This window comes from Streptomyces albiaxialis, from assembly GCF_039530985.1.
GTDB lineage: Bacteria > Actinomycetota > Actinomycetes > Streptomycetales > Streptomycetaceae > Streptomyces > Streptomyces albiaxialis.
This window is the reverse complement of the sequence record NZ_BAAAPE010000007.1, coordinates 349,462-375,857: the sequence shown is the minus strand read 5'-3', so window position 1 is coordinate 375,857 and position 26,396 is coordinate 349,462. Positions and strand designations below refer to the sequence as shown.

General features: G+C 69.5%; 21 protein-coding genes. 17 read left to right on the top strand and 4 right to left on the bottom strand.

Translation table 11 applies throughout. The features are described 5' to 3' along the window. Positions 1-56 precede the first annotated feature (56 nt). From ABD343_RS12640 to ABD343_RS12625, 4 genes are read left to right on the top strand one after another with little or no spacing between them, the layout of a single operon-like run. Complete coding sequence (locus ABD343_RS12640) at positions 57-986, top strand: ABC transporter permease (protein WP_344527283.1); 930 nt, start codon at positions 57-59, stop codon at positions 984-986. Beyond that, positions 979-1,920, top strand: a complete 942-nt coding sequence (locus ABD343_RS12635) for an ABC transporter permease (protein ID WP_344527281.1) — start codon at positions 979-981, stop codon at positions 1,918-1,920. The genes ABD343_RS12640 and ABD343_RS12635 overlap by 8 nt, the downstream gene beginning before the upstream one ends. Positions 1,921-1,936: 16 nt before the next feature. Beyond that, positions 1,937-2,938, top strand: coding sequence for an ABC transporter ATP-binding protein (locus tag ABD343_RS12630; RefSeq protein WP_344527279.1), 1,002 nt, complete (start codon positions 1,937-1,939; stop codon positions 2,936-2,938). Next, positions 2,931-3,962, top strand: coding sequence for an ABC transporter ATP-binding protein (locus tag ABD343_RS12625; RefSeq protein ID WP_344527277.1), 1,032 nt, complete (start codon positions 2,931-2,933; stop codon positions 3,960-3,962). The genes ABD343_RS12630 and ABD343_RS12625 overlap by 8 nt, the downstream gene beginning before the upstream one ends. A gap of 300 nt (positions 3,963-4,262) precedes the next feature. Here ABD343_RS12625 and ABD343_RS12620 read toward each other — a convergent pair whose 3' ends face one another. Then, on the bottom strand, positions 4,263-5,222 hold the full coding sequence (locus ABD343_RS12620; RefSeq protein WP_344527275.1) for an NADP-dependent oxidoreductase: 960 nt from the start codon (positions 5,220-5,222) through the stop codon (positions 4,263-4,265). A gap of 149 nt (positions 5,223-5,371) precedes the next feature. Here ABD343_RS12620 and ABD343_RS12615 point away from each other — a divergent pair, with 149 nt between their 5' ends. From ABD343_RS12615 to ABD343_RS12585, 7 genes are all read left to right on the top strand, one after another. Further along, a complete protein-coding gene (locus ABD343_RS12615; protein ID WP_344527273.1) occupies positions 5,372-6,649 on the top strand; it encodes a helix-turn-helix transcriptional regulator in 1,278 nt (425 codons plus the stop codon). 123 nt (positions 6,650-6,772) lie between these two features. After that, positions 6,773-8,413 (top strand): peptide ABC transporter substrate-binding protein, encoded by a 1,641-nt coding sequence (locus ABD343_RS12610; protein WP_344527271.1) that lies wholly within the window; start codon positions 6,773-6,775, stop codon positions 8,411-8,413. Between the two features lie 6 nt (positions 8,414-8,419). Continuing rightward, positions 8,420-9,343, top strand: a complete 924-nt coding sequence (locus tag ABD343_RS12605) for an ABC transporter permease (protein ID WP_344527269.1) — start codon at positions 8,420-8,422, stop codon at positions 9,341-9,343. Further along, positions 9,336-10,316, top strand: a complete 981-nt coding sequence (locus ABD343_RS12600; protein ID WP_344527267.1) for an ABC transporter permease — start codon at positions 9,336-9,338, stop codon at positions 10,314-10,316. The genes ABD343_RS12605 and ABD343_RS12600 overlap by 8 nt, the downstream gene beginning before the upstream one ends. Before the next feature lie 7 nt (positions 10,317-10,323). Continuing rightward, the gene (locus ABD343_RS12595) at positions 10,324-11,304 is read left to right on the top strand and encodes an ABC transporter ATP-binding protein (protein WP_344527265.1); all 981 of its coding nucleotides are present in this window, start codon (positions 10,324-10,326) and stop codon (positions 11,302-11,304) included. Then, positions 11,294-12,511 (top strand): ABC transporter ATP-binding protein, encoded by a 1,218-nt coding sequence (locus ABD343_RS12590; RefSeq protein WP_344527263.1) that lies wholly within the window; start codon positions 11,294-11,296, stop codon positions 12,509-12,511. Before ABD343_RS12595 ends, ABD343_RS12590 begins: the two co-directional genes overlap by 11 nt. A gap of 121 nt (positions 12,512-12,632) precedes the next feature. Next, positions 12,633-14,369, top strand: coding sequence for an AMP-dependent synthetase/ligase (locus ABD343_RS12585; RefSeq protein ID WP_344527261.1), 1,737 nt, complete (start codon positions 12,633-12,635; stop codon positions 14,367-14,369). A gap of 93 nt (positions 14,370-14,462) precedes the next feature. Here the strand turns inward: ABD343_RS12585 and ABD343_RS12580 are convergent, their stop codons facing one another. Then, positions 14,463-14,798: a helix-turn-helix domain-containing protein gene (locus tag ABD343_RS12580; RefSeq protein ID WP_344527259.1), complete on the bottom strand. Its 336-nt coding sequence runs from the start codon at positions 14,796-14,798 to the stop codon at positions 14,463-14,465. A 553-nt stretch (positions 14,799-15,351) separates the two neighbouring features. On the opposite strand from ABD343_RS12580, the gene ABD343_RS12575 reads away from it, so the two are divergent. After that, positions 15,352-15,891 carry a hypothetical protein gene (locus tag ABD343_RS12575; protein WP_344527257.1) on the top strand — a complete coding sequence of 180 codons (540 nt, stop codon included), beginning with the start codon at positions 15,352-15,354 and terminating at the stop codon, positions 15,889-15,891. A gap of 245 nt (positions 15,892-16,136) precedes the next feature. Here ABD343_RS12575 and ABD343_RS12570 read toward each other — a convergent pair whose 3' ends face one another. Then, positions 16,137-17,204: a hypothetical protein gene (locus tag ABD343_RS12570; protein ID WP_344527255.1), complete on the bottom strand. Its 1,068-nt coding sequence runs from the start codon at positions 17,202-17,204 to the stop codon at positions 16,137-16,139. Positions 17,205-17,587: 383 nt separating this feature from the next. Here ABD343_RS12570 and ABD343_RS12565 point away from each other — a divergent pair, with 383 nt between their 5' ends. From ABD343_RS12565 to ABD343_RS12545, 5 genes are all read left to right on the top strand, one after another. Then, positions 17,588-18,634 (top strand): ABC transporter permease, encoded by a 1,047-nt coding sequence (locus ABD343_RS12565; protein ID WP_344527253.1) that lies wholly within the window; start codon positions 17,588-17,590, stop codon positions 18,632-18,634. 317 nt (positions 18,635-18,951) lie between these two features. Then, entirely contained in the window at positions 18,952-20,532 is a 1,581-nt protein-coding gene (locus ABD343_RS12560) for an ABC transporter substrate-binding protein (protein ID WP_425578190.1), read from the top strand. Between the two features lie 110 nt (positions 20,533-20,642). Then, positions 20,643-21,620: an ABC transporter permease gene (locus ABD343_RS12555; RefSeq protein WP_344527249.1), complete on the top strand. Its 978-nt coding sequence runs from the start codon at positions 20,643-20,645 to the stop codon at positions 21,618-21,620. A gap of 13 nt (positions 21,621-21,633) precedes the next feature. Next, complete coding sequence (locus ABD343_RS12550; protein WP_344527247.1) at positions 21,634-22,707, top strand: ABC transporter ATP-binding protein; 1,074 nt, start codon at positions 21,634-21,636, stop codon at positions 22,705-22,707. A gap of 21 nt (positions 22,708-22,728) precedes the next feature. Continuing rightward, on the top strand, positions 22,729-23,898 hold the full coding sequence (locus tag ABD343_RS12545) for an ABC transporter ATP-binding protein (RefSeq protein ID WP_344527245.1): 1,170 nt from the start codon (positions 22,729-22,731) through the stop codon (positions 23,896-23,898). 220 nt (positions 23,899-24,118) lie between these two features. Here ABD343_RS12545 and ABD343_RS12540 read toward each other — a convergent pair whose 3' ends face one another. Next, entirely contained in the window at positions 24,119-26,284 is a 2,166-nt protein-coding gene (locus ABD343_RS12540; protein ID WP_344527243.1) for a S9 family peptidase, read from the bottom strand. Between the last annotated feature and the right edge of the window lie 112 nt (positions 26,285-26,396).

The following is a 26,396-nucleotide window of genomic DNA, read 5'->3' as shown; positions in this document are numbered from 1 at the left end:
GGCCGCGCACCGCGCGCGGCCACGGGGCGCACGCCTTAACCCCCTACGGAGGCACCATGGGGCGCTATGTCGCGCGGCGACTGCTCCAGATGATCCCGGTCTTCATCGGGTCAACCCTGCTGATCTTCTGCATGATGTACGCGCTGCCCGGCGACCCGGTGAAGGCCCTGTGGGGCGAGCAGTCGGCCGACCCGGCGCAGATGGCGGCCCTCAAGCACCAGCTCGGCCTCGACCTTCCGCTGTGGCAGCAGTACTGGAACTACCTCTCCGGGCTCTTCCAGGGCGACTTCGGCACCCAGATCGCCAGCCAGCGGCCCGTCGCCGATGTCATCGCGCAGGCGTTCCCCGTGACCGTCCGGCTGACGCTGTTCGCCTTCGTCTTCACCGTCGTCGCGGGCATCCTGCTCGGCCTCGTCGCCGGGCTCCGCGCGGAGAAGGCCCTCGACCGCGTCGTCCTCTTCGTCACCCTGCTGCTGATCTCGGTCCCGAGCTTCGTGCTCGGCTTCCTCTTCCAGTACGTCTTCGCCTTCCAGCTCGGCTGGGTCACCCCGACCGTGCAGGACTCCGAGGCCTGGGGCCAGCTCTTCCTCCCCGCGATCGTGCTCGCCGCGCTCTCCCTCGCGTACGTCACCCGGCTGACCCGGACGTCCGTGGCCGAGAACATGCGCGCGGACTACATCCGCACCGCGATCGCCAAGGGCCTGCCGCGCCGCCGCGTCGTGGGCGTCCACCTGATGCGCAACTCGCTGATCCCCGTGGTCACCTTCCTCGGGACCGACGTCGGCTCGCTGATGGCGGGCGCGGTCGTGACCGAGGGCATCTTCAACGTCCACGGCATCGGCAACGCGGTCTTCGAGGCCCTCAACCGCCGCGAGGGCTCGACGGTCGTCGGCATCGTCACGCTGATCGTCATCGTCTACCTCGTCGCCAGCCTGATCGTCGACCTGCTCTACGCGGTCCTGGACCCGAGGATCCGTTATGCCTGAGACCGCAACGCTGACCAAGAACGCGCCCGCCTCCCCGGAGCCCGCCGGCGCGCAGCAGGACGCGCCCGTCAAGGGCCGCAGCCTCTGGTCCGACGCCTGGCGCGACCTGCGGCGCAACCCGCTCTTCCTGATCTCGGCCGTGCTCATCGTCGTGCTGCTGGTGATGGTGGCCTTCCCCGGCCTGTTCACCTCCGCCTCGCCCCGCGACGGCGACCTGACCAAGCACTTCCAGGGCGACCCGAACTACGGCCACCTCTTCGCCGCCGACTGGTTCGGCTACGACGGCCAGGGCCGCTCCGTGTGGGCCCGCATGGTCCACGGTGCCCGCGCCTCCGTCGTCGTCGGCATCTCCGTGACCGTGCTGGTCACGCTCGTCGGCGGCACGATCGGCATGCTCGCCGGATACTTCGGCGGCTGGCTCGACAGCGTCCTGTCCCGGATCACCGACATCTTCCAGGGCATCCCCTTCATGCTCGGCGCGATGGTCGTGCTGACCACCTTCGCCGAGCGCAAGGTCTACGTCGTCATCGCGGCGCTGCTCTTCCTCGGCTGGACACAGGTCGCCCGTATCGCGCGCGGCGCCGTGATCACCGTCAAGCAGCAGGACTACGTGCAGGCGGCGCGGTCGCTCGGCGCGAGCACCAGCCGCATCCTGCTGCGGCACATCGTGCCCAACGCGCTGGCCCCCGTCATCGTCGTCGCCACCACCGCGCTCGGCGGCTACATCGGGGCCGAGGCCACCCTGTCGTACCTCGGCATCGGCCTCTCGGAGCCCGCGATCTCGTGGGGCATCGACGTCGCGGCGGGCAAGGACGCCCTGCGCACGGCCCCGCACATCCTGATTTCCCCCGCCATCATGGTGTCGATCACCGTCCTGGCGTTCATCATGCTCGGCGATGCGGTGCGCAACGCCCTCGATCCCAAGAGCCGTTGAGGGAGGCGCGAACACCATGAGTGACGACAAGACCGAGGCCAAGCCCTTGCTCGACGTGCGTGACCTGCACGTCGACTTCCACACCCGGGACGGCGTGGTGCACGCCGTCAACGGCGTCAGCTACGACGTCCGCGCGGGCGAGACCCTGGCGGTGCTCGGCGAGTCCGGCTCCGGCAAGTCCGTGACCGCGCAGGCGATCATGGGCATCCTCGACATGCCGCCCGGCCGCATCCCGCAGGGCGAGATCCTCTTCCAGGGCCGGGACATGCTGAAGATGTCCAAGGAGGAGCGCAGGAAGCTGCGCGGCGCCAAGATCGCCATGATCTTCCAGGACGCGCTCTCCTCGCTGAACCCGGTGCTGAGCGTCGGCTACCAGCTCGGCGAGATGTTCCGCGTCCACCAGGGCATGTCCCGCAGGGCCGCCAAGGCCAAGGCGATCGAACTGATGGACAGAGTGCGGATCCCGGCGGCCAAGGAGCGGGTGAACGACTATCCGCACCAGTTCTCCGGCGGCATGCGCCAGCGCATCATGATCGCGATGGCCCTCGCCCTGGAGCCCGAGCTGATCATCGCGGACGAGCCGACGACGGCGCTGGACGTGACGGTCCAGGCCCAGGTCATGGAGCTGCTCGCGGATCTTCAGCGCGAGTTCAACATGGGGCTCATCCTCATCACCCACGACCTCGGCGTCGTCGCGGACGTCGCCGACAAGATCGCGGTGATGTACGCGGGCCGCATCGTGGAGACCGCGCCCGTCAAGGAGCTGTACCGCTCCCCGGCCCACCCGTACACCAGGGGCCTGCTCGACTCGATCCCGCGCCTGGACCAGAAGGGCAAGGAGCTCTACGCGATCCAGGGCCTGCCGCCGAACATGGCGCACGTGCCCGCCGGCTGCGCCTTCCACCCGCGCTGCCCCGTCGCGAAGGACATCTGCACCACGGACCTGCCCGTGCTCGCCGGGGCCGGCGAGGAGCGCGGCAGCGCCTGCCACTTCTGGAAGGAGACCATCAATGGCTGAGCGCCCCGAGCCCATCCTGGAAGTGCGGGACCTGGTCAAGCACTTCCCGCTGACGAGCGGCGTCGTGATCAAGCGGCAGGTCGGCGCGGTCAAGGCCGTCGACGGGGTCTCCTTCGACCTCTACCCGGGCGAGACCCTGGGCATCGTCGGCGAGTCCGGCTGCGGCAAGTCCACGGTCGCCAAGCTGCTGATGAATCTGGAACGGCCCACCGCGGGGACGATCCGCTACAAGGGCGAGGACATCTCGCGCCTGTCGGGCCGCGCGCTGAAGGCCGTCCGGCGGAACATCCAGATGGTGTTCCAGGACCCGTACACATCTCTGAACCCGCGCATGACGGTCGGGGACATCATCGGGGAGCCCTTCGACATCCACCCCGAGGTCGCGCCGAAGGGGGACCGGAAGGCGAAGGTCCGCGAACTCCTGGACGTGGTGGGGCTCAACCCGGAGTACATCAACCGGTACCCGCACCAGTTCTCCGGCGGTCAGCGGCAGCGGATCGGGATCGCGCGAGGTCTTGCCCTGCGCCCCGAGATCATCGTCGCGGACGAGCCGGTGTCCGCGCTCGACGTCTCCGTGCAGGCCCAGGTCGTCAACCTGATGGAGAAGCTCCAGGACGAGTTCGGCCTGTCGTACATGTTCATCGCGCACGACCTGTCCATCGTCCGGCACATCTCCGACCGGGTCGGTGTCATGTACCTCGGCAAGATGGCCGAGATCGGCACCGACGAGCAGATCTACGAGCACCCGACGCACCCCTATACCCAGGCCCTGCTCTCGGCCGTGCCCGTGCCGGACCCCGAGGCCCGCGAGGGGCGCGAGCGCATCGTCCTCGAAGGAGACGTGCCCTCGCCGGCCAACCCGCCCTCCGGGTGCCGGTTCCGCACGCGATGCTGGAAGGCCGAGGACCGCTGCGCCACGGAGACCCCGCTCCTCGCGATTCCGGCCCGGGCGACGGGCGGTGCGGCCCACGAGTCGGCCTGCCACTTCGCCCAAGAGCGCGAGCCGCTGACCGCCGCCGGATAAGGGATACCCCGCACCCCCTCCGCGGGGCACGTCTGCTTCTCGCTCCCGCGAAGCTTGGGAGGTCTGCCACTGGGGGTACCCCCTGCTCGAAGAGCTTGGGGGAGCAGGGCCGGCAAGCGCAGCCCTCTTCGCCGGGTGCGCGCGTGCAAGGGCCGGGTTCGGGGTGCCCCGGGCTGTGCTTCGCGGGACGCGGCTGCGTCGTGGCTTGTCGCGCAGTTCCCCGCGCCCCTAGAGGGGGCAAGCCCCGAAGTCGCGGTGGGGCCGCACAGCGGACACGGGCCCGAAGGCGCGAGGCCCGGTCTAGTGGATCACCAGCACTCGCTTGCCCCGCGCATGCCCCCGCTCGCTCTCCTCGTGGGCGAGGGCCGCGTCGGCCAGGGGGTGGAGGCGGTGGACCGGCAAGCGGAGGGTGCCCGCGCGGTGCAGGGCCAGCGCCTCGGCGAGCGCCGGCGGCATCAGGTCCAGGTCGCTGCCTCCGGAGAAGCGGACGCCGTGCCGTACGGCGTCCCCGTACTCGGCGATGGCCAGGACCCGCTCCGTACCGCCCGTCAGTTCGACGGAGAGGGCCAGCGAACCCCCTCGCTGCGCCCCGTCGAGCGCCGCGTGCACGCCCTCGGGCGCGAGTGCGCGTACGCGCGCGGCCAGGCCCTCCCCGTACGCCACCGGCTCGGCGCCCAGCTCCCGCAGCAGCCCATGGTTGGCCTCGCTCGCGGTGCCGATCACGCGGATGCCGCGCGCCACCGCGAACTGGACCGCGAGGACGCCCACCCCTCCGGCGGCGGCGTGCAGCAGCAGGGTCTCGCCCTCGCGCATCCCCAGTTCGCGCAGGCAGCGGTGGGCGGTCTCGGCGGCCGTGGGGACGGCGGCGGCCTCCGCCCAGCCGAGGGTGGCCGGGCGCCGGGCCACATGGCGGGCCTCGGCCAGCGCCTCCTCGGCGTAGGAGCCGGTGACGGTCCGGCCGAAGACCTCGTCCCCGGCCGCGAGGTCCGTGACCCCGGGCCCGGTGGCCGTCACGACCCCCGCCGCCTCGATGCCGGGCACATGGGGGAGCGCCACCACGAAGTGCTCCCGCACCTCGTCGCGCCGGATCTTGTGGTCGAGCGGGTTGACCCCGGCCGTACGGACGGCGATCCGGATCTGTCCGGGGCCGGGCGCGGGCACCTCGACGGCGGCGGGCGCGAGGACGTCGGGGCCGCCGTGGCGGTCGAAGGCGATGGCCTTGACGGTGCGGGGTTCGGTCATACGTGCGTTGCTCGGCATGGCGGGGAGCTTCCTCCGGACGCGGTCGGTGAGTCGGTGCGCCCCTTCACCCTCTCCCCGCCGTACGGCCCGCCCGCCCCGCCGTACGGCGGGTTCCACCTGGCCGTTGGTCGAGTACGGGCCCGGCCGGTCGGCCGTACGGTGGCGGGGTGGACCGAGCCTGGACGAGCCCCGAGGAGGCGCTGGCGCGCGCGGCGGAGCTGGTGGACGCGCCGCCGCAGGAGCTGCTGGAGCGGACCTCGCAGGTGCTGCGCGGCCTGGTGCCGCACACCGCGGCCGGGCAGCTCAGCGAGCTGAGCGCGTACGCCCCGCAGCAGACCGCCGGCACCGACCGCGCGCTGGCCGCCCGGATCACCGGCCGCGAGCTGGGCGAACTCAGCGTGCGGCTGCGGGCCGGCGCGCCCTGGCAGGGCGAGGCGGTGCTCGGCGGGGAGCGCCGCCGGGTGCTCGTCGTCGGCTCCACCTCGCGCGGGACCGGCAGCGCCCTGCTGGCCCTCGCCGATGTGGGCGAGACCCCGCTCCCGGCCCCGGTGCTGCGGACCGTGCAGCGGGTGTGGGACCTGGTGACCGTGTACGCGTACCGGCTGGCCGCCGAGGGATACCCGGAGCGCACCGCGCTGTCCGGGGCCGCCGCCGCGGCGCGGGCACAGCTCGTCGCGGAGCTGACGGACCTGCACGCCGCGGCGCTCGGCGGGGTCCTCACCGCGCTGCGCTCCTCCTCGCTGGACGACGCGACGGCGCGCCGCGTGGCCGTAGAGCGGGCGGTGGACGCGCTGGCCCAGCTCCGTCAGCGGCCGTACTGGGACGGCGTATGGAGCGAGGAGGGCGCCGACGACGCCTTCCAGCGGCTCGTCCGCGAGCTGCGTCCCCTCTTCCGGCACGGCCCCGTGCGGCTCTCGCTGCGCTCGCCGGGCACGGACCGCGCGCTGCCGTCGGACGTGGCGCACGCGGCGCGGGCCGCCGTGCGCGCTGCGGTGCTGGCGATGCGGGAGCAGGAGGGGCTCGCCAGGATGCATGTCGGCTGGTGGGTGGAGGAGGACGAGCTGTGCGCGGCCGTGCGGGACGACGGACCGGGGCGGCTCGGCCGCGGGGCGCTGCTGAGCCGCCACCACGCCGAGCGGGTCGCGGCGCTGGGCGGCGGGGTGGCGGTGGACGCGGTGCCGGACTGGGGGACGACGGTGCGGGTCACGCTGCCGCTGGCTCTGGCGGCGTCGGCGGCCGAACAGCCCCTGGCGGGGCTGCATCCGCGTGAGCTGGAGGTCCTGGAGCAGCTCGCGCTGGGCCGCCGCAACCGGGAGATCGCGGGGGAGCTGCACATCAGCGAGTCGACGGTGAAGTTCCACGTCACCAACATCCTGGGGAAGCTGGGCGTTTCCTCGCGCGGGGAGGCGGCGGCGCTCGCGCGGGGGACACGCCCGGGCCCGTAGACCGGCGTTCCCGGCCGCCATGGCCCCCATTGGGAGGAGCGGCGGCCCGGTGAACCGGGCATATGAGGGCAAAAGGGTGTTATCTGGTTCCGAGTCACAATCTCGGGACCAGGGAGGCACCTCATGCGCGGAGCCACGCGCGCCACATGGGCCGTCGCCAGCGCCGTGGCGGTCGCACTGACGGCCACCGGCTGCGGCGGCGGGGGCGACGGCGGCGGAGGCGGGGGAGGCGGCTCCGACGAGGGCGTCGTCCGCGCCTTCTGGACCGACCCGCAGAACCCCGTCGAGCCCGCGAACACCAACGAGGTGCAGGGCGGCAAGGTCCTCGACATGACCTTCCGCGGCCTCAAGCGCTACAACCCGGAGACCGCCAAGGCCGAGAACGCCATGGCCCAGTCGATCGACACGACCGACCAGCAGAACTTCACCGTGAAGCTCAAGCCGGGCTGGAAGTTCTCCGACGGCACGCCGGTCACCGCCAACTCCTTCGTGGACGCGTGGAATTACGGCGCGCTGCTCACCAACAAGCAGATCAACTCCTATTTCTTCGAGTACATCGAGGGCTACGACAAGGTCCACCCCGAGAAGGGCAAGCCGAAGGCGAAGAAGCTCTCCGGGCTGAAGGTGAAGGACAAGAACACCTTCACCGTGAAGCTCAACCAGAAGTTCTCGCTCTGGCCCGAGACCCTCGGCTACAGCGCCTACGCGCCGCTCCCCAAGGCGTTCTTCAAGGACCGCGACGCCTGGCTGAAGAAGCCCATCGGCAACGGCCCGTACAAGGTGGACTCGTACACCAAGGGCCAGTCCATGAAGCTGTCGCGGAACAAGCACTACGCGGGCCCCGACAAGCCGAAGAACAAGGGCGTCGAGCTGAAGGTCTACACCGACCAGAACACCGGCTACACCGACCTCCAGGCCGGAAACCTCGACGTCGTCGACGAACTCCCCGCCGGGCAGCTCAAGAACGCGAAGAAGGACCTCGACGGGCGCTACATCAACCAGCCCGCCGGAATCCTGCAGACCATCTCCTTCCCGCTCTACGACAAGGACTGGAAGGGCGAGAAGGCCGAGCAGATCAGGCGCGGCCTGTCGATGGCGATCGACCGCGAGAAGGTCACCGAGAAGATCTACCACGGCACCCGCGAGCCCGCGACCGACCTCACCTCGCCCGTCCTGGGCCCGGCCGGCGGCTACAAGCAGGGGCTGTGCGGCGAGACCTGCGAGTACGACCCGAAGAAGGCCAAGAAGATGATCGAGGACGCCGGCGGGCTGCCCGGCGGCAAGATCACCATCACCTCGAACGTGGACACGGGCTCGCACCGCCAGTGGATGGAAGCCGTCTGCAACAGCATCAACGACACGCTCGGCAAGAACAGCGCGTGCAGCGTCAACCCCGTCCCCACCTTCGGCGAGTTCCGCAGCGACGTCACCAACAAGAAGATGAAGGGGCTCTTCCGGACCGGCTGGCAGATGGACTACCCGCTGATCCAGAACTTCCTCCAGCCGCTGTACTACACGGACGCCTCCTCCAACGACTCGCACTACTCCAACAAGCAGGTCGACAAGCTCATGGACGAGGCGAACGAGTCGGAGGAGGGCGCCGCCATCGCGAAATTCCAGCAGGCGCAGAAAATCATCCTCGACGAGATGCCCGCCATTCCCCTCTGGTACCAGAACGGGAACGCCGGGTACTCCGACCGCGTCAGCGGAGTGAAGCTCAACCCCTTCTCCGTCCCGGTCTTCACCGACATCAAGGTCAAGTGACCTGCGGTGGGGCGCTACGTCATCAGACGACTGCTCCAGATGATCCCGGTCTTCATCGGGACCACCTTTCTCATCTTCGTGATGGTGTACGCCGTCGGGGACCCGGTCAACGCGATGTTCGGCGACCGGGCCCCCGACCCCGCCACGGCGGCCCAGTTGCGCCACGAGTTCAACCTCGACAAGCCCGTGTGGCAGCAATACCTGCTCTACATGGGCAAGATCTTCACCGGTGACTTCGGCAACGCGTTCAACGGCCAGCCGGTCATCGAGCTGATCGGCAACGCGTTCCCCATCACCGTCCGGCTGGCGATCGTCGCGATCGTCTTCGAGATCGTCATCGGCCTCACGCTGGGCGTCATCACCGGCCTGCGCCGCGGCAGGCCGATCGACACCGGCGTGCTGATGCTCTCGCTCGTCGTGATCTCGATCCCCACCTTCGTGACCGGCACCGTCGGCCAGTACCTGTTCGGGGTGAAGTGGGGCTGGATCCGGCCCGCGGTCTCCCCCGAGGCCCCGGTCGGCGAGCTGATCTTCCCCGGCCTGGTGCTGGCGCTGGTCTCCCTCGCGTACGTCACCCGGCTCACGAGGACGTCCATCGCGGAGAACGCCCGCGCCGACTACGTCCGTACGGCCGTCGCCAAGGGCCTCCCGCGGCGCCGGGTGACCGTGCGGCACCTGCTGCGCAACTCGCTGATCCCCGTCGTCACCTTCCTCGGCACCGACGTCGGCAACCTCATGGCGGGGGCGCTGGTGACCGAGCGGATCTTCAACATCCAGGGGGTCGGCTTCCAGCTCTGGCAGGGCATCGTGCGGCAGAACTCCCCGACCGTCGTCGGCTTCGTGACCATCCTCGTGATCGTCTTCCTGCTCGCGAACCTGCTCGTCGACCTCCTGTACGCCGTGCTCGACCCGAGGATCCGTTATGACTGAGCCACCCGGCATGTCGGGCCCCGCCATCGGAGGACCCGGCGGCGCCATGGAGCTGGCCGCCAACGAGGGCGGCACGCTGGAGGGACCCGGCGAGCGCCCGCCCGGCAAGGGCCCCACCGAACGGGCCCGCAGCCTCTGGTCCGACGCCTGGCACGACCTGAGCCGCAACCCCGTCTTCATCATCGCGGGGCTGCTGATCCTCTTCCTCGTGCTCATCTCGCTCTGGCCCGGCCTGATCGCCTCCCGCGACCCCCTCTCCTGCGGCCTCGGCAGATCGCTGAACTCCTCGACCGACGGCCACTGGTTCGGCTTCGACACCCAGGGCTGTGACGTCTACACCCGGGTCGTCTACGGCGCCCGTACGTCCGTGACCGTCGGCGTCTGCTCCACGCTCGGCGTCGCGCTCCTCGGCAGCCTGCTCGGCGGGCTCGCCGGGTTCTTCGGCGGGGTCTGGGACGCGATCCTCTCCCGCGTCACCGACATCTTCTTCGGCATCCCCATCGTCCTCGGCGGCCTGGTCTTCCTCTCGATGACCGGCAGCCGCTCGGTGTGGACGGTGGTCTCCTTCATCGTGCTGCTCGGCTGGCCGCAGGTCGCCCGTATCGCGCGCGGCTCGGTGATCACCGCCAAGCAGAACGACTACGTGCAGGCCGCGCGGGCCCTCGGCGCGAGCAACACCCGGATGATGGTGCGGCACATCCTGCCGAACGCCGTCGCGCCGGTGATCGTGACGGCGACCATCGCGCTCGGCACGTACATCGCGCTGGAGGCGACGCTCAGCTATCTCGGCGTCGGGCTCCAGCCGCCGACCGTCTCCTGGGGCGCGGACATCTCGGCGGCCTCCGAAGGCATGCAGTTCCGCAACGCGCCGCACATCCTGCTCTATCCGGCCGCCGCGCTGAGCCTCACCGTGCTCGCGTTCATCATGCTCGGCGACGCGGTGCGCGACGCCCTCGACCCGAAGCTGAGGTGAGTGCGCCGTGAGCCTGCTCGAAGTCAACGACCTGCACGTCGAGTTCCACACCAGGGACGGCGTGGCCAAGGCCGTCAACGGCGTCAGCTACACCGTGGACGCGGGCGAGACGCTGGCGGTGCTCGGCGAGTCCGGCTCCGGCAAGTCCGTGACCGCGCAGGCGATCATGGGCATCCTCGACATGCCGCCGGGGAAGATCACCGGTGGCGAGGTCCTCTTCCAGGACCAGGACCTGCTGAAGCTCCCCCGGGAGGAGCGGCGGAAGATCCGCGGCCGCAAGATGGCCATGATCTTCCAGGACGCGCTCTCCTCGCTGAACCCCGTGCTGAGCGTGGGATACCAGCTCGGCGAGATGTTCCGCGTGCACCGGGGGCTCTCCCGGAAAGAGGCCAGGGCGAAGGCCGTCGAGCTGATGGACAGGGTGCGGATCCCGGCGGCCAAGGAGCGGGTGAACGACTATCCGCACCAGTTCTCCGGCGGCATGCGCCAGCGCATCATGATCGCGATGGCTCTCGCGCTCGGCCCCGAGCTGATCATCGCGGACGAGCCGACGACGGCGCTGGACGTGACGGTCCAGGCGCAGGTCATGGAGCTGCTGGCCGAGCTGCAGGACGAGTTCAACATGGGGCTCATCCTCATCACCCACGACCTCGGCGTCGTCGCGGACGTCGCCGACAAGATCGCGGTGATGTACGCGGGCCGCATCGTCGAGACGGCGCCCGTCCACGACCTCTACCGCGCCCCCGCCCACCCGTACACCAAGGGCCTGCTCGACTCGATCCCGCGCCTCGACCAGAAGGGGCACGAGCTGAACGCGATCAAGGGCCTGCCGCCCAGCCTGCTCGCCATCCCGCCGGGCTGTGCCTTCAACCCCCGCTGCCCGATGGCCCGGGACGTCTGCCGTACGGACGAGCCCCCGCTCTACGAGGTCGGCGAGCACCGCGCCAGCGCGTGCCACTTCTGGGAGGAGATGCTCGATGCACGCTGACCACTCGGGCCGGAAGGAGGCGCGCGAGGAGGGCTGGACCGCGCGCAAGCTGCTCGCCAAGTCCCGCGCGGAGACCGCGTACGCGGCGGGCGAGCCGATCCTCGAAGTGCGGGACCTGGCCAAGCACTTCCCGCTGACCCAGGGCATCCTGCTGCGCCGCCAGGTCGGCGCGGTCAAGGCCGTCGACGGGGTCTCCTTCGACCTGCACCGGGGCGAGACCCTGGGCATCGTCGGCGAGTCCGGCTGCGGCAAGTCCACGGTCGCGAAGATGATCACGCACCTGGAACGGCCGACGGCGGGGACGATCCGCTACAAGGGCGAGGACATCACCCACCTCTCGGGCCGCGCGCTCAAGGCCGTACGCCGCAACATCCAGATGGTCTTCCAGGACCCCTATACGTCCCTGAACCCGAGGATGACGGTGGGCGACATCATCGGGGAGCCCTTCGACATCCACCCCGAGGTCGCGCCGAAGGGGGACCGGAGGGCGAAGGTCCGCGAACTCCTGGACGTGGTGGGGCTCAACCCGGAGTACATCAACCGGTATCCGCACCAGTTCAGCGGCGGTCAGCGGCAGCGGATCGGGATCGCGCGGGGCCTTGCCCTGCGCCCCGAGATCATCGTCGCGGACGAGCCGGTGTCCGCGCTCGACGTCTCCGTGCAGGCCCAGGTCGTCAACCTGATGGAGAAGCTCCAGAACGAGTTCGACCTCTCCTACATCTTCATCGCCCACGACCTCTCCGTCGTGCGCCACATCTCCGACCGCGTCGGCGTGATGTACCTCGGCAAGATGGTGGAGCTGGGCACGGACGAACAGATCTACGAGCACCCGACGCACCCCTATACCCAGGCCCTGCTCTCGGCCGTGCCCGTGCCGGACCCCGAGGCCCGCGAGGGGCGCGAGCGCATCGTCCTCGAAGGAGACGTGCCCTCGCCCGCGAACCCGCCCTCGGGCTGCCATTTCCGGACGCGCTGCTGGAAGGCGCAGGAGCGGTGCACGGTGGAGGAGCCGCTGCTGGCCGTGCCGGAGACGCTGGAGCAGACCCCGCCGGACGATCCCGCGCACCACCCTTCGGCCTGCCACTTCGCGGCCGAGAAGGAAGAGGTGCTGCCCTCTCAGGAGTCCCGGGACTCCCAGGAGTCCGAGGAGTCTCAGGGGGCCCAGGAGTCCCAGGAGTCCCGGGACTCCCAGGAGGGGAACGCCTAGAACGAGGAGGCGCCGCACGGGGCATTCCCCCCTCACGTGCCGCTCGCTACCGTGCGCCAGGCCAGTGTCCGGAAAGCACGACGCCCGTTCCGACGGCGCGACCGCACCCGGGAGGCCCCGCATGTCCGACCGTCCCGCGACCCTCGCCCTGCTCGCCGAGTGGGCCGCCGACCACCACGGCCCGGCACCCGCGCTGAGCGGCAAGGACGGGGTGATGACGTACGAGGCGCTCCGCGAGGCCGTACGCACGGTGGCGCGGGGGCTCATCGGCGCGCTCGGCGTGGCGAAGGGCGACCGGGTCGCGCTCCTCTCCGAGACGCGGCCCGAGTGGACCGTCGCGCACCTGGCGGCGTTCGAGGCGGGCGCCGTGGTGGTGCCCGTCTACCCGACGGCGGGCGAGGAGGAGACGGCATGGGTGCTGTCCGACTCCGGCACCTCGGTCGTGATCTGCGAGAACGAGGCCCAGGCCGCGCGCGTCGGCGCGCTGCGCGAGGCCGGGCGGCTCCCGGCGCTGCGGCACGTGCTGCTGATGGCCGGAATGAGCGCCCCGGACCGCGTCTGCACGGAGGAGGAACTGCTCCGGCGCGCGGCCTCCGTCACGGACGACGACCGGTGCACGATCGTCTACACCTCGGGCACGACGGGACCGCCCAAGGGCTGCGTGCTCACCCATGGCAACCTCTCCTACCTGCACGACTCGACGGGGCAGCTCGTCGCGAGCGGCACGGGCGCGCGCACGTACCTCTATCTCCCGCTCGCCCATCTCCTCGCGCAGCTCGTGGAGTTCCGCTCGGTGGTGCAGGGCGGTGAACTGTGGTTCTTCGGCGGGAAGATCGACAACATCGTCGCGGAGCTGGCGGAGGCCCGGCCCACCCATCTGCCGTCGGTGCCACGGCTGTTCGAGAAGGTGTACGCGACGGTGCGGCGCGCCGCGGAGTCCACCGGTCCGGACGGACCCGGGCGGTTCGCGGAGGCGATACGCCTCGGCAACGAGGTCGCCGACCTGCGCGAGCGCGGACAGGAGCCCGAGGGCGCGCTGCGCGAGCGGTACGAGGCGGCCGACGCGCGGCTGTACGGGCCGGTGCGCGGCATCTTCGGCGGCCGGCTGTCCTGGGCCGTCTCCGGCGCGGCCCCGCTCTCCGCCGGCACCCGGCGCTTCCTGCGCGCCTGCGGCGTGACCGTCTACGAGGGGTACGGAATGACCGAGTCCGGTGGCGTGATCTCGCTCAACCACCCGGGCGCGTACCGGCCCGGCACGGTCGGCAGGCCCATCCCCGGCTGCGAGGTCCGGATCGCGGAGGACGGCGAGATCCTGGCGCGCAGCGCGGGCGTCTTCCCCGGCTACCACGCGAACGAGGCGGCCACCCGCGAGGCCCTCGACGAGGACGGCTGGCTGCACACCGGCGACCTGGGACGGCTCGACGAGGACGGCTACCTCGTCCTCACCGGCCGCAAGAAAGACCTGGTGATCACCTCGTCCGGCAAGAACCTCAGCCCCGCCGAGGTCGAGGGGCTGATCGAGGAGGCCGAGTGTGTCTCGCACGCGGTGATGCTCGGCGACCGGCGCCCGTACCCGGTCGCGCTCGTCACCGTCGATCCGGCCGGAACGGAAGGTCTGGACATGGCCGGAATCCACGCCCGCGTCGGAGAGGCCGTCGCCGCGGCCAACGCCCGGGTCGCCCGGCCCGCACGGATCCGCGCGTTCGCCGTGCTGGACGAGGACTTCTCGATCGAACGGGGCACGCTCACCCCCACCCTGAAGGTCCGCAGAGCCCGCGTCGCCGAACACTACGCGGACCGCATCGAGGCGCTCTACGCGGCGCCGGTCACCAGCTCCCCCGGCTCTCGGGAGGGCTGACGGGCGGAGGGGCATCCCGCGGGGGAGGTCGCGGGAACCACTGCTACACGGCACCGCTGCGGCAGGCCGGACACCTACCACGGCGTCGCACTTTTAGCCCATCTGAGGAACCGCACCACACATTTGATCGTGGTGCAGAACGGAGATGATCGCGGCTTCTACTCGGGTCCGGACCCCGAGCTTGTTGATGATGCGGTTGATGTGTGCCTTGACGGTACGTTCGGCTATGCCGAGTTGATGGGCCAGAGCCCGGGTGGTTGTACCGTTCCCGAGGAGCAGTAGCACTTCACGTTCCCGCGGTGTGAGTACATGCAATGACACGTAGTCGTGTTGTGCGATGAGCGCTGCATGGCATGTGCACGTTGCCGCAGGCGGTCCCGCAGCCCCCTCATGTTTCCCTTCCAGGGCTCTGGCCTGCGTGATTGTCATCTTCAAGTCCCCTTCCCCCTAGTTCTCGTTCTACAGACACGTTAACTTAACGTGTCTGGGTCATGACAGAGAAGAGGGGGTGGGGTGGCTTGGTGCGCGAGCTGGGGCGGGCTCAGAGTCCAACTCGATTGGCCTGGCTAATGGTTGGCGGCATGGCGACTGCGAGGCGCCGGCCGCCTCGTGCCATTGTGACCTTCGGGCGCACGTGGCAATCAGATGCAGGCGATGTTGTCCGGACTGCCTCGACGAGCTTGACCCTTGAGGTGAGTCGAACTGGCCAAAGTGCGCAGTCGACTTGGCGCACATGTCGGCCTTGAGTACGGAGGCCTGATGGGCGGAACCGTATCGATCGGGGCAAGTACGGTGCGAAGACCACCTGCTCATGAAGGCTCGCGCCCAAGTGCACCACGGTTGTACTCGCCGCATGATGTTACCCCGGAGGCCGTGAGCCGGGGGTCCCTAAAGGGCAGGGTCCAAAGATGCAATACCGGCGGAAAAGAGCTCTTCGTATCCTCTCATGCGGCCGAGGTAAATTTTCGGAGAGAGGATCTCTATGGATATTCCACGCCCGCTCCAGCGCACTCTCACGTCGGCCGGAGCATTCGTCGTGGTCGGCGGTGTCGTCTTCGGCCTGACGTCTGCACCGGCATCGGCGGCGCCAGTCGCCCCGACGTCCGCTGCCTCTGCCTCCTCGGCGAAGGGGAACGGCCCGGATGACGTCCAAATCCAAGGCTGGCACATCAAGAACGCCAAGAATGTTCGGGGAGGGCCGAGTACCAATAGAAACTGCATATGGGTTCGGAAGAACGGCGGGAGTGTGACCCTTGGTAAGGTGTGCTTTCGGGCCAAGGGGGATAAGTTCTGGGTCAAGGACTACCGGTCCGATGGGATGCACATCGTGATGCGTGCCATGTACAGCGGGAACCCGCAGACAAAATTTGATTGCAGGGACTACAAGGGGAAGCGCGCGGGCTGGACGGTCTGCAAGTTCTCCAGGCAGATGAAGGAGAACCGGAGGATCAACATCAACGCCCTGGCATACAAGGGGAACGACCTTAAGTATGCTGGCCGGACCGTGACAGTGAATAGCTGAACTGCTCGGTAGGCGGGGATTCCTGGGGCACGCATTCGGCCCCGGTACGGAACTGGTGTCCTGCTTGAGATGACGCCGGGCGACTGGTGTCCGGTGGGACGGCGGCTGGTCAGGGGCAGTCTTATGCGACTGCCCCTTGATCGTGCGCTCAACAGCGGTGACAGTGATGGGCAGCAAGCGATCAATTGCTGCCCACTCCGCGCGTCACGGCCAACTCGCCAGCTCCCGCGCGCCCTACGGAGTGATCACCGGTTCCTCGGTGGGGTGACTGGCGAGTCGCCGTAAGAGGCCCGCGGACGGTCCTGGAAGCCCGGTACGAGGGCGGCGTCGCGGTCGCCGCGTGGGGCGAGGGCGAGGAGCACGGCGAGTCCGGCGACGAGTTCGAGGACGCCGGTGGCGATGTTGAACTGTTCGCGGGTGCTGAGGTCGCCGAAATTCTCGATGAGCTTCATCTTCACGGCGAACGAGGTCGCGAAGAGCCCGGCCCCCGCCAGCGGGGCGCTCACCAGCAGGCCCATCGGGCGGGAGAAGGGGGCGCCCACGAGGGCCGCGACGCCCGCGACGAGCGCGAAGAGGGCCACCGCCCAGGCCTGCCAGCCGCCGGGCACGGCGAGCAGCGCGACGATGCTGCGCTCGCCGGTGAGCGTGCGCTCGTAGAAGTCCCAGCCGCGGTCCTGCCACCAGTAGATCTCCCAGCCGCCGAGCGCCACGGCCGAGGCCGTCAGCAGCAGGAAGGCCGCCACGGCGCCACCCCGGGTGGGGGCCGCGGGGGGCTCGTCCGCCGGGCCGTACGCCGGGGCGAGCCCGTATCCGTATCCGCCCGCGGCCTCCGGCGAGCGGCGTCCGGCTATTGCGGTGATCACCAGGATCACGCCGATGACGACCATCGCGATCGTGCTGAAAAGCACCTTGCTCTTCAGGCCGTCGGATATCCCCTGGAGCCAGTCGGCGTTGAGGTTCCACAGGCCGGGGACGCGCAGGAGCACGGTCAGCACGCCGGCGGAGGCGAGTATTCCGGCGGCGGCGGACGAGCGCGCGGCGGTCACCGCGGCGACCGCGTACATCAGCATCAGGGTCGGCTCGGTGAACGAGGTCGTCCACATGTCGCCGTTCTCCGCGCGGGAGGGCGCGCCCGACCAGTTCCACCAGACATCCGTGACCTCGCTGGCCTTGGTGAAATCACGGATGATCCAGCCGAGGCTGAGGAGCGCGAGGGCGGCCAGGAGCAGCGCCCCGAAGATCCGCGCGCCCCGTGCGAGTGTTCTGTCCTGGCCCATGCCGCCCGGCCCCCCGTGGTGTGTGGTCGCGGTCACCCAGATTTACCCGCGGTGGGACACGGGCAACAAGCATTCTCGTGCGGGAGTTACGAACATGCGACCGGGCCGGAGGGCCCCCGGGACGTACGCACTTCAGGGTGGACGTGCCGGATATCGGTCAGACGACGGCCAAGTTGCGGGCCTGTTAAGGCGCTTGAGGCGCTCTTATGGCGCTATGTCCCCTCGGGCACCCCGGGTGTCAAGCACGTACTGACCTCGATCTGCACAATGTTCGCTCAAGAAAACCCGGACGGGCGTGCGGTGGGCACAACACCCCTTGACTCCGCCTTAATTGGCTTGCGAAAGTCCGCTCAACCCAGCCCGCATCCAGGCCAACGATTCGGGTTCCGGCGAGAATTGAGCGCGGGAGCACATACGCGATGACGAGTCCTTCCCAGGCTGCTGCGACAGCCGGGGCCGACACCCCTGGTCCCGAAGACGGCGGCCTGAGTTCTACGCGAGTGGCTAAGACGCCCAACGATCTTGTGGGCAGGTCACCGGGCCAGCTCATGTGGATGCGCTTCAAGCGCGACCGCACGGGGGTCATCTCGGCCTGCATCGTGCTGGCGTTCTTCGCCATCGCGGCGCTGGCCCCGTTGATCTCCAAGCTGTACGGCAAGGACGCCTACACGCGGTACGGCGCGGAGGCGCCGATCGGCGAGCTGCTCAACGACAACGGGTACCCGGTCAAGCCCAACGGCGGCATCAGCAGCGACTTCTGGTTCGGCATCGAACCGGGCCTGGGCCGCGATGTGTTCATGCAGCTCGTCTACGGGATCCGGACCTCGCTCTCGCTGGCGATCGCCATCACCCTGCTCTCGGTGCTGACAGCCATCGTGATCGGGGTGGCGGGCGGATATCTCGGCGGCCGGGCCGACTACTTCCTCGGCCGGCTCACCGACCTGATGATGTCCTTCCCCAACCAGCTCTTCTTCGTGGCGTTCACGCCGGTCGTCACGGCCGTGTTCGTGGACAAGCAGGACGAGATGCCCACCTGGATGCGCGCCTGCGTGCTCATCTACGTGATGTGGCTGCTCGGCTGGATGACGCTGGCCCGTCTGCTGCGCGGCCAGACGCTCTCACTGCGTGAACGCGAGTTCGTCGAGGCCGCGAAGGTGGCGGGCACTCCTCCGGCCCGTATCGTCCGCAAGGAGCTGCTGCCCAACCTGGTCACACCGATCCTGGTGCAGTCCACCTACATGCTGCCGAACAACGTGACGGCCATCGCGGGCCTGTCCTTCCTCGGCGTCGGCATGCCCGAACCGGTCCCCGACTGGGGACGGATGTTCGCCAAGGGCGCCGAGGTCTACCAGAGCGACCTCACGTACATGTTCTTCCCGGGCGGCGCGATGGTGATCTTCATCCTCGCCTTCAACCTGCTCGGAGACTCGGTCAGGGACGCGTTCGACCCGAAGGCGGGCCGATGACGGCCGCGCGGCATGACCGAGTGGTGGGGGGTGCTGCCACCCCGGACGGCATCAGTCAGGCAGCGACGGACAATCGACAGGCAGGTGCAGAGATCACCATGAGCAGAGCGAGCATCAAACCAGCCCGCGCTGCCTTCGCGGCGCTTGCCGCAGGGGCGCTGTTCCTCACCGGCTGCAGCAGCGGCGGCGGGGGCAGCGACGAGGGCAGTGACACCAAGGCCAAGAAGCAGGGCGAGGACGTCGCGTACTCCTTCGGCGACGAGAAGGCGTCCACCGGCCCGGCCGCGCAGGTCAAGGGGGCCAAGGAGGGCGGCACGATCAAGCTGCTCCAGCGGGACAGCTTCGCGCACCTCGACCCCGGCCAGATCTACGTCAGCGACGAGGGCGCCCTCGCCAAGCTGATCCACCGCGGTCTGACCACGTACAAGAAGGTCAGCGACAACAAGTACGAGGTCGTCGGCGACCTCGCCACCGACAGCGGCAAGAAGTCGGACGGCGGCAAGACCTGGACGTACAAGCTCAAGGACGGCATCAAGTTCGAGGACGGCTCGCCGATCACCTCGAAGGACTTCCGCCACACCATCGAGCGCAAGTTCGCCTCGTTCATGACCGAGGGCCCGACGTTCATCGAGTCCTGGATGACGGGCAAGGGCAGCGTCGAGTCCCGCAAGGAACTGCCGGACGGCCCGTACAAGGGCAAGCACCTGCCGAAGAGCATGCTGGAGACGCCGGACGACAAGACCATCGTCTTCCACTTCAAGGAGCCGCAGGGCGAGCTGCCCTACGCGCTGGCGATGGCGGGCTACGCGGTGGTGTCCGAGAAGGCCGACACCAAGCAGAAGTACGACAAGAAGCCGCTCACCAGCGGTCCGTACAAGATCGCGTCCTTCAAGTCCGGCAAGAGCATGAAGCTCGTGCGGAACAAGGAATGGGACCCGAAGACGGACCCGATGCGCAACCAGTACCCGGACGGCTTCGACATCCAGTTCGGCGTGTCCTTCGAGGACTCGACCAAGCGCCTGATGTCCGACGCGGGTGAGAACAAGACCGCGACGAGCCTCACCAACAGCGTCGACGCGTCCAGCATGCAGAAGGTGCGGACCGACCCCGAGGTCAAGAAGCGCTCGATCTCCGGCTTCCAGTCGTACGTCAGCTACCTGAACATCAACACGGACCGGATCAAGAACAAGAAGGTCCGTCAGGCCATCGCCTACGCGATGCCCTCGCAGTCGATCGTCACCGCCTTCGGCGGCGCCGGCGGCGGTGAGCTGGCGGGCAACTACATCAGCCCGACGCTGGTGGGCCACAAGCCGACCGACCCCTTCGGCAAGCTCAAGAAGCCCCAGGGCGACGTGGCGAAGGCCAAGAAGCTGCTCAAGGAGTCCGGCAAGAAGGGCATGAAGCTCACCTTCGCCTACCAGAACGCTCCCGAGTGGCAGAACTTCTCGGTCGCGGCGGCGGACAACCTGAAGAAGGCCGGCTTCAACGTCCAGCGCAAGGACGTCATCGCCGACACGTACTACGACCAGATCGGCAAGGTCAAGGACAACAACTACGACATCTACCACAACTCGTGGGGTGCCGACTGGCCGAGCGCGTCGACCGTGATCCCGAACCTGTTCGAGGGCCGTCAGGTCCAGGACGGTGCGGCGAACTACTCCCACCTGAAGAACCCGAAGTGGGACAAGGAGATGGACCGCATCCGGGCCATCACCAACCCGAACGAGGCCGCCGGTGAGTGGCAGAAGCTCGCCGACAAGATCCTCAAGGAGGACACGCCCTCGATCCCGATGCACTACTACAAGACGATCCAGCTCTTCGGATCGAACATCGGCGGGGCGTACTTCGACGAGACCCTGCACGACATCTCGCCGAACTCGCTGTACGTCAAGAAGTAACGCACGCCCGTGCCAGGGCCAGGTGAGCCGCCGGAAGGGCGGCTCACCTGGCCCCCGGCCCCTGCCGTATCCGACTGCAACCCGCTTCGCACGAGAGCTGCGTTCCCGTCATGCTGCGATTTCTCTTCCGCCGGACACTCGGCGCCCTGGTGATCCTGCTGATCATCAGTGCTGTCACCTTCTTCCTCTTCTACGCGGTCCCCCGGGACCCGGCGATGCAGGCGTGCGGCAAGGACTGCACGCCGGACGCGCTCGCCATCATCCGCAAGAACATGGGTCTGGACGAGCCCGTCCCGATGCAGTACTGGCACTTCATGGTCGGCATCTTCGCCGGGCGGAGCTTCGCCGTCGGGGACTGCCCCGCACCGTGCTTCGGCTACTCGTTCGCCAACCAGGACCCGGTCTGGGAGACCATCCTCGACCGCTTCCCGACCACGGTCTCGCTCACCGCCGGCGGCGCCGTCGTCTTCCTGACGATCGGACTCGGCGCGGGCATGATCGCCGCGTGGAAGAAGGGGACGCTGATCGACAAGGCGTTCAGCTCCTTCTCACTGGTGCTCAGTTCGATGCAGATCTACTTCATCGGCCCGCTCGTGCTGGCGGTGGTCGTCTACAACATGGAGCTGCTGGACCAGCCGAAGTACGTGCCTCTCACCGAGGATCCCGGCGGCTGGTTCATGGGCCTGCTGATCCCCTGGATGGTCGTCCAGATCATCTTCACGGCGAACTACACCCGTCTGTCGAGATCCTCCATGATCGAGCAGTTGCAGGAGGACCACGTACGGACGGCGCGGGCCAAGGGCATGTCGGGGAAGTTCGTCTTCTTCCGCTACGCCTGGCGCGGCTCGCTGATCCCGATCGTCACCATCTTCGGCGTCGACCTGGGCTCGCTGTTCGGCGGCGCGATGATCACCGAGTGGACGTTCTCGCTGCCGGGGCTGGGCACGCTGGCCGTGAACTCCGTGCAGAACACCGACCTGCCCATGGTGATGGGCGTGATGCTGTTCGCCGCGACCTTCATCATCCTGTTCAACATCATCGTGGACGCCGCCTACGCGTTCATCGACCCGCGCGTGCGTCTGTCCTAGGAGAACCCGCACCATGACCACCGTGACCAAAGAAGCGGACGTCCCGGCGCCGCGTGACGAGGGCAACGCGGGCGCCTTTCTCTCGGTGCGCGACCTGTACGTCCACTTCGACACCGAGGACGGCACCGTCAAGGCCGTCGACGGGCTCTCCTTCGACCTCGAACGCGGTCAGACGCTCGGCATCGTCGGCGAGTCGGGATCCGGCAAGTCGGTGACCAACCTGTCGATCCTGGGGCTGCACAACCCCAGGACGACCGAGGTCTCCGGGGAGATCCTGCTCGACGGCCAGGAGCTGACCGGCGCCCGGGAGAAGACCCTGGAGTCGCTGCGCGGCAACAAGATGGCGATGATCTTCCAGGATCCGCTGACCGCGCTCTCGCCGTACTACACGGTCGGCCGCCAGATCGGCGAGCCGTACCGCAAGCACCTCGGCGTCTCCAAGCGCGAGGCGCACCTGCGGGCCATCGAGATGCTGGACAAGGTCGGCATCCCCAACCCCAAGCAGCGGGTCGACGACTATCCGCACCAGTTCAGCGGCGGGATGCGGCAGCGCGCGATGATCGCCATGGCGCTCGTCTGCAACCCCGACCTGCTGATCGCGGACGAGCCGACCACGGCCCTCGACGTGACGGTCCAGGCGCAGATCCTCGACCTGCTCAAGGACCTCCAGCAGGAGTTCGGCTCCGCGATCATCTTCATCACCCACGACCTCGGCGTGATCGCGAACATCGCCGACGACATCCTCGTGATGTACGGCGGGCGCGCGGTCGAGCGCGGCACGGTGAAGGAGGTGCTGCGCGCGCCCCAGCACCCGTACACCTGGGGCCTGCTCAGCTCGATGCCGCGGCTCAGCGGCGACGTGAGCGAGGAGCTGACCCCCATCAAGGGCACGCCGCCGAGCCTGCTCGCGCCGCCGCCCGGCTGCCCGTTCCACCCGCGCTGCTCCTTCGTGGACGAGGTCGCGGGGGACAAGTCCTGCACCGCCGACCGGCCGCTGCTGCCCCCGGGACGGGGCGCCGCCTGCCACCTCACGCCGGAGCAGAAGCGCACGTTCTTCATCGAGCAGATCAAGCCCAGGCTGGGTTAGGAACAGGGAGATAGTGAAGCGATGACCGATGACGTCACCCTGACCAAGCCCGAGCCGGAGGACGCGAGCCCGGGCGGCGAGACCCCGGGCGGCGGGCGTACGGGAGAGCCGCTGCTCAAGGCCGACAACCTCAGCAAGCACTTCCCGATCATGGGGGGCTTCCCCTTCAAGCGGAAGGTCGGCGAGGTCCAGGCCGTCTCCGGCATCGACCTGGAGGTCTACCCCGGGGAGAGCTTCGGCCTGGTCGGCGAGTCCGGCTGCGGCAAGTCGACCACGGGGCGCCTGCTGACCCGGCTGCTGGAGCCCACGGGCGGGAAGATCGAGTACGCGGGCAAGGACATCACGCACTCCACGCGCAAGCAGCTCGCGCCGGTGCGCTCCGAGATCCAGATGATCTTCCAGGACCCGTACTCCTCGCTGAACCCCCGGCAGACGGTGGGCAGCATCATCGGCGGCCCCATGGAGGTCAACGGGATCAACCCGCCCGGCGGGCGCGAGAACCGGATCCGCGAGCTGCTGGAGACGGTCGGCCTCAACCCCGAGCACTACAACCGGTTCCCGCACGAGTTCTCCGGCGGCCAGCGCCAGCGCATCGGCGTCGCCCGCGCCCTGGCCCTGGAGCCCAAGCTGATCGTGGCGGACGAGCCGGTCTCCGCGCTGGACGTCTCCATCCAGGCCCAGGTCGTCAACCTGCTCCAGAAGGTGCAGCGCGAGCTGGGCATCGCGTTCGTCTTCATCGCCCACGACCTCGCGATCGTGCGGCACTTCTCGGAGCGGGTCGCGGTGATGTACCTCGGCAAGATCGTCGAGGTCGGCGAGCGCGAGGCGATCTACAACCGCCCCCGCCACCCGTACACCCACGCGCTGCTCTCCGCCGTGCCCGAGGCGGTGCTGATGGGCGAGGACGACGCGGCCGAGGAGGCCGCGGCCACGGCCGACCGCGAGCGCATCCGGCTCGCCGGCGACGTGCCGTCCCCGATCAACCCGCCGTCCGGCTGCCGGTTCCGCACCCGCTGCTGGAAGGCCCAGGACAAGTGCGCCACCGAGGAACCGCCGCTGGTCCAGATCCCCGGCAACACCGCCGGGCACCTGACGGCCTGCCACTTCCCTGAGGAGGGCACGACGTCCGCGGCGGCCCGCGAGGAAGACGTGGTCATGGACAAGGCCCTTCGCGCCCTCGAAGAGGCGTGATCCCCTGACGGGGGGGGCCGATGAGGGGCTGCCCCGTGCCGTGCGTCGCGGGCTGCCGCTGCGTCGTGGCTGGCCGCGCAGTTCCCCGCGCCCCTGAAGCGGCCCCTCCGGGGCCTGCTTCGGGGCGTACGAGTGCGCCCCGTCAGGGGCGCGGGGAACTGCGCGCCAAGCCACCTCGCACGCGAGGCCCGCGACGCACGGGCAGGGGAAGTCGGAACCGTCACCGCACGCCGAGGGACCTCTTCAGAAAGGCGACCTGCGCCAGCAGCAGATTCTCCGCGACCGTCTCGTCAGAGGCCATGTGCGTGACCCCACTGAGAGGCAGCACCTCATGCGCCCGCCCAGAAGCGAGCAGCGCGGAGGAGAGCCGCAGTGAATGGGCGACGACCACATTGTCGTCGGCCAGCCCGTGGATCAGCAGGAGCGGCCGTGCCGGGGCTGCCGCGCCGGACAGGCCCTCGTCGGTGATCAGGGAGTTCGCGGCGTACGACTCCGGATCCGCCTCCGGCGTACCCAGGTACCGCTCCGTGTAGTGGGTGTCGTACAGCCGCCAGTCCGTGGGGGGCGCGCCCGCGACCGCCGCGTGGAAGACGTCCGGCCGCCGCAGCACGGCGAGCGCCGCGAGATAGCCGCCGTACGACCAGCCGCGGATGCCGACCCGCGTCAGGTCGAGGGGAAACGTCCCGGCGAGCGATGTGAGCGCCTCCGCCTGGTCGTCCAGCGTGACGGCCGCGAGGTCGCGTGAGACGGCCTTCTCCCAGCCGGGCGAGTAGCCGGGTGTGCCGCGCCCGTCGGCGGCGACCACGGCGAAGCCCTGGTCCGCGAACCACTGGGCCGTCAGATGCGCGTTGTGCGCGGCGACCACGCGCTGCCCGTGCGGCCCGCCGTAGGGGTCCATGAGGACGGGCAGCGGCCCGTCGCTCTCCCGGTAGCCGGTGGGCAGCACGACGGCTGCGGGGATCTCGCGCTTGCCCGTGTGGACGAGCCGGGGCGCGGTGGAGAGCACGGGCGTCTCGGCGTACGAGGGGATGACCCCGGCGGCGGAGGCGGTGCGCACCGTGGCGGTGGACCCCGGCGCGTCCAGCGCGGCGACGACGTGCACGAGCGTGTCCCCGCCCCGCACGGCCGACGCGAAGTGCGGGGCCCCGTCCGCGGCGTCGGGGGCCACGGGGGAGGGCTCGGCGCCGCCGTCGAGCGGCACCCGGTAGACCCGCGCCTCGCCCGGCGTGCTCCGGCCCGTGTCGCCGCCCTCGGAGGCGGAGAAGAGGATGTCGTCCTCGCCGATGTCGAGCACGGCCCGTACGTGCAGGCGTGCCGTGGTGAGCGCCCGTGCGCCCGCCATGAGCACCCGTGCGCCCTGGACGTCCTCGACGGTGACCAGCTCACCGCCCGGCGTCCAGGCGGGTACGCCGCCGAACAGCTCGATCCAGACGGGGTCCTCCAGCCGCCGCGCCACGGACGTACGGCCGGACTCCGTGTCGACGGTGAGGCACAGGGCCTCGCGCTGGTCGCGGGTCTGCACCAGGAGAAGCGGAGCACCGCCGTCCGACCAGTGGACGCGCGCGAGGTACGGGTATCGCTCCCGGTCCCAGGCCACCTCGGTACGGCCGCCGCCCGTCACGTCGACCAGATGGAGGGTCACCTCGGCGTTCGCCGTGCCCGCCGCGGGATAGGCCACTCGGGTGGGCTCCGCCTCGGGCCGCGCGGGGTCCGCGATCCACCAGCGGGCCACCGGGGCGTCGTCGGCACGGGCCACCAGGAGCCGGTCGCTGTCGGGCGACCACCAGTAGCCACGGCTCCGCGACATCTCTTCGGCGGCGATAAATTCAGCCATTCCGTAGGTGACCGTCCCCGATTCCGGTTCGGCCAGCGCGCGGTCCGTGCCGCCGCCCTCCGCACCGGCCTCCGCGCCGCCGTCGCTCGCGATCACCCGCAGGGCGCCTCCGCTGACGTACGCCACGAGACGGCCGTCCGGGGACGGGCGGGGGTCCACGACGGGGGTGGGGGTGGGGAGTTCGCGGGCCGAGCCCGCCCGCAGCTCAGCGACGAAGAGGCGGCCCGACAGAGCGAAAGCGGCCAATTCCACGGAACTGTCCGTGGCATATCCGACGACGCCCGCGGTCCCCTCCCGGCTGCGCTCCCGGCGCGCCCGCTCCTCCGGCGAGAGCTCCTCCGGCGCGCCCCCGAGCAGGACGGCGGGGTCGGCCGCCTCGTACTCCCGGCCGGTCGCCACCTCATGGACCCAGAGGAGATTTGCCAGGTCAGTGCCGTGACGGGAGCGGAGGAAGACGACTCGTGAGCCGTCCGGGGCGACGGTGAACGCGCGCGGGGCCCCAAGTGTGAACCGGTGGGTACGCGCGTGCTGGCGCGGGAAAGTCGTAGCCATGCGGCAGACCGTACTGTGCCCGAGCCGACCTGTGGCGCGCTCCTGGCGGGCCAGGGCTCCCGCGCTCCCGCGTGCGCGGCTGGCTGGAACTGAATATGCGCCCCTCGTCTGC

Excerpts from the sequence above, each read along its gene's own strand:
- ABD343_RS12640 (WP_344527283.1), top strand. The coding sequence starts at position 57 with ATGGGGCGCTATGTCGCGCGGCGACTGCTCCAGATGATCCCGGTCTTC.
- ABD343_RS12635 (WP_344527281.1), top strand. The coding sequence starts at position 979 with ATGCCTGAGACCGCAACGCTGACCAAGAACGCGCCCGCCTCCCCGGAG.
- ABD343_RS12630 (WP_344527279.1), top strand. The coding sequence starts at position 1,937 with ATGAGTGACGACAAGACCGAGGCCAAGCCCTTGCTCGACGTGCGTGAC.
- ABD343_RS12625 (WP_344527277.1), top strand. The coding sequence starts at position 2,931 with ATGGCTGAGCGCCCCGAGCCCATCCTGGAAGTGCGGGACCTGGTCAAG.
- ABD343_RS12620 (WP_344527275.1), bottom strand. The coding sequence starts at position 5,222 with ATGCCGAGCAACGCACGTATGACCGAACCCCGCACCGTCAAGGCCATC.
- ABD343_RS12610 (WP_344527271.1), top strand. The coding sequence starts at position 6,773 with ATGCGCGGAGCCACGCGCGCCACATGGGCCGTCGCCAGCGCCGTGGCG.
- ABD343_RS12600 (WP_344527267.1), top strand. The coding sequence starts at position 9,336 with ATGACTGAGCCACCCGGCATGTCGGGCCCCGCCATCGGAGGACCCGGC.
- ABD343_RS12590 (WP_344527263.1), top strand. The coding sequence starts at position 11,294 with ATGCACGCTGACCACTCGGGCCGGAAGGAGGCGCGCGAGGAGGGCTGG.
- ABD343_RS12585 (WP_344527261.1), top strand. The coding sequence starts at position 12,633 with ATGTCCGACCGTCCCGCGACCCTCGCCCTGCTCGCCGAGTGGGCCGCC.
- ABD343_RS12580 (WP_344527259.1), bottom strand. The coding sequence starts at position 14,798 with ATGACAATCACGCAGGCCAGAGCCCTGGAAGGGAAACATGAGGGGGCT.
- ABD343_RS12575 (WP_344527257.1), top strand. The coding sequence starts at position 15,352 with ATGGATATTCCACGCCCGCTCCAGCGCACTCTCACGTCGGCCGGAGCA.
- ABD343_RS12565 (WP_344527253.1), top strand. The coding sequence starts at position 17,588 with ATGACGAGTCCTTCCCAGGCTGCTGCGACAGCCGGGGCCGACACCCCT.
- ABD343_RS12555 (WP_344527249.1), top strand. The coding sequence starts at position 20,643 with ATGCTGCGATTTCTCTTCCGCCGGACACTCGGCGCCCTGGTGATCCTG.
- ABD343_RS12550 (WP_344527247.1), top strand. The coding sequence starts at position 21,634 with ATGACCACCGTGACCAAAGAAGCGGACGTCCCGGCGCCGCGTGACGAG.
- ABD343_RS12545 (WP_344527245.1), top strand. The coding sequence starts at position 22,729 with ATGACCGATGACGTCACCCTGACCAAGCCCGAGCCGGAGGACGCGAGC.
- ABD343_RS12540 (WP_344527243.1), bottom strand. The coding sequence starts at position 26,284 with ATGGCTACGACTTTCCCGCGCCAGCACGCGCGTACCCACCGGTTCACA.